General features: G+C 41.0%; 7 protein-coding genes and 2 rRNA genes. 3 read left to right on the top strand and 6 right to left on the bottom strand.

Annotated elements, in window-relative coordinates; genetic code table 11:
* Positions 1-1,676 (top strand): 23S ribosomal RNA (locus GWJ01_RS14865); the annotation flags it as partial.
* 118 nt (positions 1,677-1,794) lie between these two features.
* Positions 1,795-1,910: ribosomal RNA gene (gene rrf, locus GWJ01_RS14860) — 5S ribosomal RNA — on the top strand.
* Between the two features lie 76 nt (positions 1,911-1,986).
* Here rrf and GWJ01_RS14855 read toward each other — a convergent pair.
* The 4 genes from GWJ01_RS14855 to GWJ01_RS14840 all read right to left on the bottom strand — a co-directional run bounded on the left by GWJ01_RS14855 (position 1,987) and on the right by GWJ01_RS14840 (position 7,411).
* Positions 1,987-2,334, bottom strand: coding sequence for a YfiM family lipoprotein (locus GWJ01_RS14855; protein WP_109402197.1), 348 nt, complete (start codon positions 2,332-2,334; stop codon positions 1,987-1,989).
* Positions 2,335-2,474: 140 nt separating this feature from the next.
* Positions 2,475-3,833 (bottom strand): CDP-diacylglycerol--serine O-phosphatidyltransferase, encoded by a 1,359-nt coding sequence (pssA, locus tag GWJ01_RS14850; RefSeq protein WP_161711247.1) that lies wholly within the window; start codon positions 3,831-3,833, stop codon positions 2,475-2,477.
* Positions 3,834-4,011: 178 nt separating this feature from the next.
* Positions 4,012-6,681 (bottom strand): bifunctional acetate--CoA ligase family protein/GNAT family N-acetyltransferase, encoded by a 2,670-nt coding sequence (locus tag GWJ01_RS14845; protein WP_109402198.1) that lies wholly within the window; start codon positions 6,679-6,681, stop codon positions 4,012-4,014.
* Positions 6,682-6,709: 28 nt separating this feature from the next.
* Positions 6,710-7,411 carry a tRNA-uridine aminocarboxypropyltransferase gene (locus GWJ01_RS14840; protein ID WP_109393392.1) on the bottom strand — a complete coding sequence of 234 codons (702 nt, stop codon included), beginning with the start codon at positions 7,409-7,411 and terminating at the stop codon, positions 6,710-6,712.
* Positions 7,412-7,641: 230 nt separating this feature from the next.
* Here GWJ01_RS14840 and GWJ01_RS14835 point away from each other — a divergent pair, with 230 nt between their 5' ends.
* Entirely contained in the window at positions 7,642-8,805 is a 1,164-nt protein-coding gene (locus tag GWJ01_RS14835) for a tRNA/rRNA methyltransferase (RefSeq protein WP_100159391.1), read from the top strand.
* Positions 8,806-8,899: 94 nt separating this feature from the next.
* Here GWJ01_RS14835 and emrB read toward each other — a convergent pair whose 3' ends face one another.
* Positions 8,900-10,417, bottom strand: coding sequence for a multidrug efflux MFS transporter permease subunit EmrB (gene emrB, locus GWJ01_RS14830; RefSeq protein ID WP_109402199.1), 1,518 nt, complete (start codon positions 10,415-10,417; stop codon positions 8,900-8,902).
* A gap of 15 nt (positions 10,418-10,432) precedes the next feature.
* Entirely contained in the window at positions 10,433-11,611 is a 1,179-nt protein-coding gene (gene emrA / locus GWJ01_RS14825) for a multidrug efflux MFS transporter periplasmic adaptor subunit EmrA (RefSeq protein WP_109393394.1), read from the bottom strand.
* Between the last annotated feature and the right edge of the window lie 155 nt (positions 11,612-11,766).

Here is an 11,766-nt window from a genome sequence, read left to right as displayed (position 1 = left end):
ATGCTGGAGGTATCAGAAGTGCGAATGCTGACATAAGTAACGATAATGCGGGTGAAAAACCCGCACGCCGGAAGACCAAGGGTTCCTGTCCAACGTTAATCGGGGCAGGGTGAGTCGACCCCTAAGGCGAGGCTGAAAAGCGTAGTCGATGGGAAACGGGTTAATATTCCCGTACTGGTGGTAACTGCGATGGGGGAACGGAGAAGGCTAGGTTGTCCGGGCGACGGTCGTCCCGGTTCAAGCATGTAGGCAGAGTGATTAGGCAAATCCGGTCACTTAATGCTGAGGTGTGATGACGAACCACTAAGGTGGTGAAGCAATTGATGCCCTGCTTCCAGGAAAAGCCTCTAAGCTTCAGGTTACCAACAATCGTACCCCAAACCGACACAGGTGGTCAGGTAGAGAATACTCAGGCGCTTGAGAGAACTCGGGTGAAGGAACTAGGCAAAATGGTGCCGTAACTTCGGGAGAAGGCACGCTGGCGGTAAGTGAAGTCCCTCGCGGACGGAGCCGAAGCCAGTCGAAGATACCAGCTGGCTGCAACTGTTTATTAAAAACACAGCACTGTGCAAACACGAAAGTGGACGTATACGGTGTGACGCCTGCCCGGTGCTGGAAGGTTAATTGATGGGGTTATCCTTAGGGAGAAGCTCTTGATCGAAGCCCCAGTAAACGGCGGCCGTAACTATAACGGTCCTAAGGTAGCGAAATTCCTTGTCGGGTAAGTTCCGACCTGCACGAATGGCGTAATGATGGCCAGGCTGTCTCCACCCGAGACTCAGTGAAATTGAACTCGCTGTGAAGATGCAGTGTACCCGCGGCAAGACGGAAAGACCCCGTGAACCTTTACTATAGCTTGACACTGAACATTGAGCCTTGATGTGTAGGATAGGTGGGAGACTATGAAGTGTGGACGCCAGTCTGCATGGAGTCAACCTTGAAATACCACCCTTTAACGTTTGATGTTCTAACCTAGGTCCATAATCTGGATCGGGGACCGTGTCTGGTGGGTAGTTTGACTGGGGCGGTCTCCTCCTAAAGAGTAACGGAGGAGCACGAAGGTTGGCTAAGCATGGTCGGACATCATGCGGTTAGTGCAAAGGCATAAGCCAGCTTGACTGTGAGAGTGACGGCTCGAGCAGGTACGAAAGTAGGTCTTAGTGATCCGGTGGTTCTGAATGGAAGGGCCATCGCTCAACGGATAAAAGGTACTCCGGGGATAACAGGCTGATACCGCCCAAGAGTTCATATCGACGGCGGTGTTTGGCACCTCGATGTCGGCTCATCACATCCTGGGGCTGAAGTAGGTCCCAAGGGTATGGCTGTTCGCCATTTAAAGTGGTACGCGAGCTGGGTTTAGAACGTCGTGAGACAGTTCGGTCCCTATCTGCCGTGGGCGTTGGAAGATTGAGAGGGGTTGCTCCTAGTACGAGAGGACCGGAGTGAACGCACCACTGGTGTTCGGGTTGTCATGCCAATGGCATTGCCCGGTAGCTAAGTGCGGAAGAGATAACCGCTGAAAGCATCTAAGCGGGAAACTTGCCTCGAGATGAGTCTTCCCTGTCACCTTGAGTGACCTAAAGGAACGTTTAAGACTAAGACGTTGATAGGCTGGGTGTGTAAGCGTAGCGATACGTTGAGCTAACCAGTACTAATGAACCGTGAGGCTTAACCTGACAACACCGAAGGTGTTTTGTCTGAGAGACAAACAGTAGATGAAGTAGGCTTGTTTTAAGATTGAAAATTGCTGGTTACGAAGAGAAATCGAAGTAACGGGTAATTAAACAGAATTTGCTTGGCGGCCATAGCGCAGTGGACCCACCTGAATCCATGCCGAACTCAGAAGTGAAACGTTGTAGCGCCGATGGTAGTGTGGGGTCTCCCCATGTGAGAGTAGGGAACTGCCAGGCATTAAATAAGACGAGAAAGCCAACCCAATGGGTTGGCTTTTTTGCATTTGTAGGTTTAGCTACTCTGAATAAAAAATTATTTTAATTGCTGATAAAGTAATGAACCTGCCACTGCCCCTGCAACATCGTAAGCAAAATCATGCCAACTCCAACCAGTCCCTCTTGGACGACTATCATAAAGCTCTTTTGCGGCACCTAAACTAATCGAAAATGAGAGCCCTATTAATAATCCTTCCCTATGACCATAATTTTGATGATCTGCATACGCATTTGCACCTGCAGATGTTGCCATTGAAAATAAGAAATGCTGAGCCTTATCTTTGCCTTTCCAATTATCATTGGCAAAATGAAATGACTGGCAACCATTTAAAGTTATTATTGATAATAAAATAATCAGAGAACGACATTTGAGCTTTAGTCTCATAAAAAATAAAAGCCTTTTCACTGATAAGAGTGTTTTTAATATAGAAGATTATTAAAGATAAGGGATAATTTGAGAAGATAATTTTATTAAACAAAAAAGCCTTGCTGTAATTTAGCAAGGCTTATCAAATGAAGTGTTAATTAAAGTATGCGGCTGATTAATCTATCAACACGAATGCGTCGTAAGCGTTTAATTAATTTTTTCACTTTTAGAGGATAAAGCTTAATGCTTTCTAGATCTTGGTAATGTTTCACGACAATAGTATGTTGGCGAATACATTCTAACTCTTTGTGTCGTTGTTCATGTAATTCATGTTTAGGATCATGAATTAATATGGCATTTTCTAAATCTAATCCCCATGCACGTGGATTAAGATTATTACCCGTAATTAATTGCCAGTTATCATCTACCCACATACCTTTTAAGTGATATGTATTATCGCTATCTTTCCAAAGTCTTACTGTTAATTGATTGCTATCAATAAACCGCTGGAAACGTTGGGTAAATTTACGCAAGTTCATTTCATAGAGATAAGGCAAAGCACCAATAATTTTAAATGGCTCTTCTGGTGGAATATAGAAGTCATTTGCTGTTTTATCACCAATAATAATTTCGACTTGCTTGCCATTTCTTAATAAATGACTGATTTGGCGTACAAGGATCGCAGGTAAATTAAAATAAGGTGTACAAATAACAAGTTTTTCTTCAGTAGAAGCCATAAGGTGAGAAATTGTCTTATTTAAGATATTTTTCTTACCTAAACCCATTAAAGGTGTTACTGCCAGCTCGTTGTTAGAAGCATTGGCTTTAATATCATAGCCATCACGAGTGCGTAAATTGAAACGAAATTGACGAATACAATTTTTAATTTCGGCACAACGAACTCTATCTTTGATATCCAGTCGTTGAATCGCTTCTGATTGCAAAAGATCAGACACGATAAATTGCTTCATTGTGGAAGCTAATTCGCTATTTTGGATAATGTGATATCTGTCATAACGATATTTATCGAGTTTATGCAAGTAAACATTATTAATACTTGCGCCACTATAGATAACCGTATCATCAAAGATAAAGCCTTTAAGGTGTAATACACCTAATGCTTCACGAGTGTTTACGGGAATGCCGTAAATAGGGAGCTCGATATCAGGGTGTTGCTGTGCAACATGGTAGTACCAATCTGCATTTGTTGCATCAGCAGAGACACCAATACGCCCACGTTGAGCACGGTGCCAATCAACAATAACGGTAATGGATAATTCAGGACGTTGTTGTTTTGCGGTGTAAAGCGCATCAAGGATCTCTTCACCAGCCTCATCGTGCTCTAGGTAAAGAGCTGTAATAAAGATCTCTTTCTTTGCTTGAGCAATGTATTTCAATAAGGTGCTGCGAAACGCGGACGTCTGATAAAGCGTTTCAACATCAGCAACTGACTGAGCTAATTTAGGCAGTTGTGCAAGGTGTTGTTGATGCTTAGCAAGTTTTAGTTTAGACAACATCACAGTGCTTAATTCTCTTGTTTATGATGGCAGATGGAGCCATCGTCCATGTAGATTTTCTTTAACCGATCTTCTGATCATAACATTAGTTATATGGGATGTACGCATAAAATCATCTTATATAGCTAATTTATCAAAGGATGCGCGAACAATCACATAAAGAAACTTTCTCTAATGATTATAGCATTGGGCTATCGTTTGAAGATCCAAGCTGTAAATCAAGATTGACTATTCCTTCATCAAATTGTACTTCAACAGAAAATCCCAGTTTTTTCGCTAAACTTATCATGTTGCGATTTTCAGGCATTGTTATCGCGGTTAAACGTTTAATACCATGTTCTCTAGTATAGTTGATAAGTTTAGTCATAAGTTGATGACCTAAAGTGTTTCCTTTTAAATCAGAACGCACAAGAATAGCAAATTCTGCATGCTGATTATCGGGATCTGCCATTGCACGAGCAACACCAATGATTTCAGGCTGATCTTCTGGATTTCTGATCGCGACAAAAGCCATTTCTCGATCGTAGTCAATTTGAGTCATATTCGCGAGATCGTCATGTGTAAATTCACTGATTTCACTAAAATAGCGATAATAAAGATCTTCTTTTGTCACTTGATTTATAAATGTTTTTAGTAATGGTTCATCTTCCGGCAAAATAGGGCGGATAAAGCAAGGATTGTTATCTCTTAGGAAGAATGTTTCTTCTAACTCATTGGGATAAGGGCGAATAGAGAGTCTTTGATGAGGATCGCCTTGTAGTGGCGCTAACTCCATCGCAACATCGAGCAATGTAAAATCATTACCTGAAGCCAGTAGAGGGTGAATATCTAATCTGACAATTTGTGGGCAATCTAAAAGTAAGTGAGAAACCTGCACCAAAAAATGACTTAGGCTTAATATATTTAGAGGCTGTAAAGCGCTTCTAGGCTGTATCTTTCCGCTTTTTATTGCATTAATAACCAGATAGCGGGCAAGTGCCATATTAAGAGGTGGCAAAGCCACTGCGGCTTTAGTTTCTATTTGCCACTCAACCCCCCCTTCACCTAAGACAATTAAGGGGCCAAAAATAGGATCTTGTTCTATTGCGACTCGTAGTTCTTGAGAGCCAGCGCGATTTGCCATACTTTGTACTAATAAACCCTGAATTTGTGCTTGAGGATATAGCTCTGTAACGCGCTCTATAATAGCATGTGCTGCTGATGATACTTCTGTGCTGTCTCGAAGATAAAGCATAACACCTTGTACTTCGGACTTATGAGGGATATCAGGAGAACGTAATTTCAGTGCAACAGGGTAACCAATCTTTTCAGCAATATTGACAGCTTCTTGTGCATTATGAGCAATCCAAGTAGGAAGTGTATTAAAACCGTAAGCTTCCATAATTGGCTGAACTTGGTGTGTGTCTAATCGATATTGCTTATTCTTTAATGCCTCTTCAATGCAACGATGTGCTTGCTGTGTATTCATTTTGATATCTAGAGGCAATGCTGGTGTTTCTTTTAGCTGCTTTTGATTCCGACGATATTCCACCATATGCATAAATGCAGTGACGGCACCTTCAGGTGTTCGATAGGTTGGAATTCCAGCTTCACTAAATAATTTACGCGATTGTTGGGATGAATATTCTCCGCCCCAGTTAGTGAAAACGGTAAGCCATTTACGTCTAGGGTGTTTATTGATGGCTTCTATGACTCGTTGTGCTGTTTCAATGCTAGGGGCTATGGCACTAGGTGTGTGAATAAGGAGTAATGCATCATGATCATGGCTATCTAACAAACAATTCAATGCTAAAATATAACGATCAACGGTTGTATCATCACCTAAGTTTAGTGGATTACGAATGGTATTTTCTTCTTGAATAATATTTTGTAGCTTTTGTTTTGTTTCATCCGTAAGTTGTGCAAGCTTTCCTGAATGTAAAAATAGCTCATCAACGGCCATTGCAGCAGGTGCAGAGCCATTACTCATAATCATCAATCTTTCGCCTTTTAAAGGCGTCATATAGCTAAGTGTTTCAACGGCAGAAAACATCTCATGGGTATCTTGTACTCGCAATAATCCTGCACGTTGAAAAGCCGCATCATAAGCCACATCATAACTTGGTGTATCACCTAATAACAGTTGAGCTTTTTGGGTTCGACCACTCTTTATCACCAGAATAGGCTTATTGCGTGAAGCACTACGAGATGCCGACATAAAACGTCGCGCATCTTTTATATGTTCGAGATGCAATAAAATTGCACTGGTTTTACTGTCTCTTGCTAGAAAATCCAGTAAATCATCAACTTGGATATCTTGGTTGTCACCTAATGCAATAAAATAAGAAAAGCCAATATTGCGATAATAAGCCCAATCTAAAATCGTGTTGGCGACAGCAGCTGATTGCGAAATAAAAGCGAGCTTTCCTTTTTTAACTGGAAGAGGCGAAAAGCTGGCATTTAAACCTTGCCATGGTGCTAAAAGCCCCAAACTATTTGGGCCAAGTAAACGGATATGATATTGCTGGCAAAGTAATTTTATTGGCTGAAATTGTTCCGGTTGTGCAGAAAGTACAATTACAGCTTTGCAACCAGACTCACCTAATTGTTTCAGTAACTCAAGGTTGCGACGATGATGTGTACAAATAATCGCGAGATCAGGTACTTGAGGTAATTTATCAATAGAAGGATAAGTGAAAACACCAGAGACAGAGCTGCGAGCAGGATTAATCGGAAACACAGGGCCATTAAATCCACCACTGAGCAAATTTTTCATCATGGTGGTTCCTGCTCGACCTAATTTTTCAGAGGCACCAATCACCGCAATAGATTTAGGACGTAATAGTGCTTCAAGACCTCGTTGGCTCATATCCACTCCAGAGTTTCATTATCAACTGCTATTCAATGTAGCTGATTTGATCTTCTTTTGCCTGACTCCGGTCTGGTTTTCCAAGTAAATATTGTTGACGAAAGTAACTAAAATGAGAAAAAAGCTGTTGTGAGGCTTGCATATCGCCGACATTCTCTAAAATAGAAGCAGCAACTTCTGCTGTACAATGTTGATCTTCTCTTGCTGCTTGGCGAAGTACATACTCGCATTTAATTGCCTCATTTAAAGAAAAAAGAGGCAATGAATCGAGATAAGGGCTTTTGCGAAACATTTTGCGGGCTTCACTCCAAGTACCATCAAGGAGGATAAATAAAGGCGGTTTGCTATTGGCTGGGAGTTGGTTGTATACAACACGTTCACTTGATGCATAGCTTTCAGGGAAGACAACATAAGCTTGCCTATCAGGTGTATTGATTAGATCAAGCAAAGCCTGTTCTGGCTCAGTTCGGGACCATAAAAATGCCTGTGTGTCTGGTAATACATCGGCAATTAATTTCCCCGTATTACTTGGCTTCATCACTTCAGTATCGTACATCAATAAACAAAATTGGCTTTTTGCTGGTTGATTGATAATCGTGTCGCAAAGACACTGTTTTTCAGGTAATAAGCAAAAAGTGCAACGTTTTGTACGAAAACCTCGCGCTTTAAAAGGGCGGGTTGAAATCGAAAGTCGGTATTGACGAAGTCGAGAGACTGCATTGTCATGCATAACAGATTAACCAATACTTATAAAAAAGAATCGAATATTATCATGTTCAAAACAAACAAACTATTCAGTGTATTTTTATCATATAAATCATAATGATATATTAGTTATCTATGAGATGAAGTTAATTATCAATTGATCCTGATTAGTTTATCGATTCCTTGCGTGATTCTCTCGGTGACAGTTGCTAAACTATCATGTAATCTGCGCCCCTATTGCAGTTGGAGAGACAAATGAACGATTCTTATGAAGGTAAAAACGGCAAAGTAAAAGTAATGTATGTCCGTAGTGAGGACAACGCCGATAATAAACCTAAAAAACCATCCCGCCGTCCTGAAAATGGTCGTGGTGATAGCCGTGATAACAAACGCGGTGACAACCGTGACGACAAAAATCGTGATAATAGACGTGGCGATAACCGCGACGATAAAAATCGCGATAACAGACGTGGTGATAATAAATTTTCTCGTCGTGATGACCGCGGTGCAGGTAAGCCTTCAGGGCGTGGCGCATCACGTAATGAATCAAAACCTTCTCGCGACAGTGAAGGCGGAAGTTTTTCTCCGTGGAAAACGGTTTCTCGCCCTGCTGGTGAAGAGGCAATTAAAGAGCACGATGGCATTACTGGTAAGAGCCAAATCGATCCTGAACAGTTGCGTCGCCAGCGTTTAGAAGAGACACGTATTTATGGTGAAAATGCCTGCCAAGCAATGTTTAAAAATCGTCCTGATGCGATTGTTCGTGCTTGGTTTTTACAAGATGTGACACCACGTTTTCGTGATGCATTGAAATGGATGGCAGCAAACCGTAAAGCCTATCACGTTGTTGAAGAAGAAGAGATGGTGAAAGCCGCTCGTACTGATCACCATGGTGGCGTGTGCTTCTTAATTAAAAAACGTGTTGGTCATGATGCAGAAACCTATCTGAAAGATGCACCTGAACATGATTGCGTATTAGCACTTGAAGATGTGGGTAATCCACATAACGTAGGTGCAATTATGCGTAGCTGTGCGCACTTTGGTGTGAAAGGGGTTATCTCTCCTGATTCTGCTGTATTAGAGTCTGGTGCTGCTGTTCGTACCGCAGAAGGTGGTGCAGAATATATCCAAGGTATTGATGCTGATAACTTTGCTCAAACGTTAGATAAATTTAAAAAAGCGGGTTATACGCTGGTGGCAACATCAAGTCACAAAGGCAGTGTGCCATTATCAAAAGCACAATTACCGGCGAAAATGGTTCTTATCTTAGGTCAAGAGAAAGATGGCTTAAGTGAAAGCACTTTAAATCAAGGTGATATGAGCATTTACATCGGCGGTACTGGCCACGTTGAAAGCTTAAACGTCTCTGTAGCTTCTGGTGTGTTATTAGCAGAATGGTGGCGTCAGCACCAAGGCTAATTGCTTTAAAGTTTTTTAAAGAATAGTACAAAAACCCCGCTTAATCATTATGGTTTAAGCGGGGTTTTTATTTATACGGTCTATGTTAATTATATTATTTTCCCGGTGAGAATGGCGGTTTAGCAAACCAAACCACGATCATCATGATAAGGAAAATACCAGCCGCTAACCAAAAAATCTCATTGGCTGAAATAATTAATCCCTGTTCTGTAATCGTCTTGGCTAAATATGCAGATGCTTGTTCATTTGAAAGACCAAGATCATTCATTTGTTGATACGCCATTTGCGAATCAGGATCGAGTGGGTTAATTTTTTCTACAAAGGTTTCATGGTGAAGTGATTCTCTTTGTGTCCAAATCGTTGTGGTTAACGATGCGCCAATTGCCCCTGCCAATGTTCTTAAGAAGTTTGAAAGACTTGATGCTGATGCCATTTTTTCTGGAGGTAGTCCAGATAATGTCATTGTCGTTAATGGCATAAAGAAACACGCAACAGCTAAACCTTGCCAGAATTGAGGCCATGCCACAGTGGCAAAATCCATTCCAGGCTCGAAGGTATAAGCTCGCCAATAAAAACACACAGAAAACATAATAAAGCTAAAGCTGATGATATAGCGTAAATCCACTTTACCACCAAATTTACCTATAATCGGTGTGATTATTAAAGGTAATAACCCTACCGATGCTGATGCTAATCCCGCCCATGTTGCTGTATAACCAAAGACCTCTTGTAAAAGCAGTGGCAGTAAAACAATGGTGCCAAAATAGATCATATAGGCGAGGCTAAGCGTGACACAGCCAATGGTAAAGTTTCGACTCTTAAAGAGGGAAAGATCTATCACTGGATGATCGTCTGTTAACTCCCAAACAATTAAGAAGCTAAGCGCAACCACAGCCACAATAGTGAGGACTATAATTTCTGTCGAATTAAACCAATCAAGCTCTTTACCCTGATCGAGCATGATTTGTAATGCACCAATACCCACGACAAGTAAAACAAGGCCAATGGTATCTATTGGTTTAATTTCAGTTTTTGTTTCGCGTCCAGCTAAGGTGTTTGATATACACATAATAATCAACACACCAAATGGAACGTTAATAAAAAATATCCATCCCCAATGGTAGTTATCGCTGATATAGCCACCTAAAATCGGTCCTAAAATGGGAGCCACAACAATGGTCACTGACCATAGAGCAAGCGCCATATTTCGTTTGGCTGGTGGATAGTTATTCAATAATAAACTTTGTGATAAAGGAATGAGTGGCCCTGCAACTAAACCTTGAAGTACACGAAAGAAAATAAGCATTTCAAGACTTTGTGAAATACCACAAAGCCAAGATGTTAACGCAAAAAGTGCCGTTGACCACATAAAGAGTCGAACTTCACCAATACGTTTTGCTAACCAACCAGTGATAGGGATAGAAATAGCATTTGCTACCCCAAAAGAAGTAATAACCCAAGTCCCCTGAGAGTTAGAGGCACCTAAGTTTCCTGCAATAGTTGGAATGGCTACGTTAGCGATTGTAGAATCGAGAACTTGCATAAAGGTGGCCAACGCAAGGGCGATGGTCATTAAGGCAAGTTTTCCTCCTTGTAATGGCTCTTTGCTCACCTTTACACCTCGCCTTTATTGTCCTGCATTTTGTTCAATGATTTCATTGATCAGTTTATTAATCTCTGACATATCAATTGTTAAAGCATCAGTATGATAAGCAGGTGCTTGGCGTTCGCTGTGTGATAATACTTTTCCATCAAGGTTAATCGTATCGACAGTTACTTCAGAAGAAAGACCAATACGCAGAGGCTTCTCTGCTAATTCTTTTTCATCTAATGAAATACGCACAGGTAAGCGTTGAACGACTTTTATCCAGTTACCACTAGCATTTTGTGCAGGCAGTAATGAGAATGCACTACCCGTTCCCATATCTAAACCTAATACAGTGCCGTGATAAATGACTTTTTTACCGTAAAAGTCAGTTGTTATCTTTGCAGGTTGACCAATTCGCATATTCGCGAGTTGGGTTTCTTTAAAGTTGGCATCAATCCACATACCCGTTACAGGAACAACAGCCATTAAAGGTTTACCAGGTGAGACTTGTGCACCAACTTGAACGCTACGACGTGAAACATAGCCATCTGTTGGGCTTAAAATTTTAGTACGTTCTAAGGCAAGCCATGCATTACGAACATCGGTAGATGCTTGTAAAACAGAAGGTTGTTTTGCAATTGGAGTATTTAAGATAATTGCTTGATTAGCATTATATTGCTCTCTTGCAACTTCTAAAGCCGCTCTTGCGGTAGAAACAGCTTCTCTGGCGTGTTGAAGTTCTTCTTTACCAATGACGTTGCGTTCACCTAAAACTTCACGGCGGCGAAGATCATTTTGTAATTTAGTGAGCTCTGTTTCACGTAAAACGATGTTTGCTTTTAATTGACGACCATTAATAATTTGCTGATGCATTTGACGAACACTATTAGCTAATGCCGTTTTTGCTTTTTCTAATGCCAGTTTTTCATCACTTGAATCTAATAAAACTAAGGGTTCACCCGCTTTTACAAAATCGGTGTTATCCACATAAACAGTGGTAACAGAACCAGAAATCTGTGGCATCACCATGATTTGATTGCCAGTCACATAAGCATTATCTGTTGTTTCATGATGTCTTAACACCATAAACCAATAAGCGGTGTAAGCCACACCAGCAACAATAAATAGGATGGTTAGCAACAGTAGAACATTTCGGCGAGTTCGTTTTTTATTGCGAATGGGAGCCTGAGGGGGGGTAGTTTCCTCATTAACACTCATTTAGAAGATCTCCATAAAACCAGAAAAACATCATTAGATATGTTTCCAGTATTAAAACTGGAAACATAATTATAAAGTCAATCTTAGAATAATTATTAGCGTGAAGGTAAATTATAAATGCTAATGGGTAAGTATGTTTGCCGATTTATGGCTTA

Source organism: Proteus sp. G2618, from assembly GCF_009915995.1.
GTDB classification, from domain to species: domain Bacteria; phylum Pseudomonadota; class Gammaproteobacteria; order Enterobacterales; family Enterobacteriaceae; genus Proteus; species Proteus terrae.
Note: the sequence above shows the minus strand (reverse complement) of the source record. Positions and strands in the feature narration are given on the sequence as shown.

Bases quoted from the DNA above. Each gene is read 5' to 3' on its own strand.
- GWJ01_RS14855 (WP_109402197.1), bottom strand. From the start codon at position 2,334: ATGAGACTAAAGCTCAAATGTCGTTCTCTGATTATTTTATTATCAATA.
- pssA (WP_161711247.1), bottom strand. From the start codon at position 3,833: ATGTTGTCTAAACTAAAACTTGCTAAGCATCAACAACACCTTGCACAA.
- GWJ01_RS14845 (WP_109402198.1), bottom strand. From the start codon at position 6,681: ATGAGCCAACGAGGTCTTGAAGCACTATTACGTCCTAAATCTATTGCG.
- GWJ01_RS14840 (WP_109393392.1), bottom strand. From the start codon at position 7,411: ATGCATGACAATGCAGTCTCTCGACTTCGTCAATACCGACTTTCGATT.
- GWJ01_RS14835 (WP_100159391.1), top strand. From the start codon at position 7,642: ATGAACGATTCTTATGAAGGTAAAAACGGCAAAGTAAAAGTAATGTAT.
- emrA (WP_109393394.1), bottom strand. From the start codon at position 11,611: ATGAGTGTTAATGAGGAAACTACCCCCCCTCAGGCTCCCATTCGCAAT.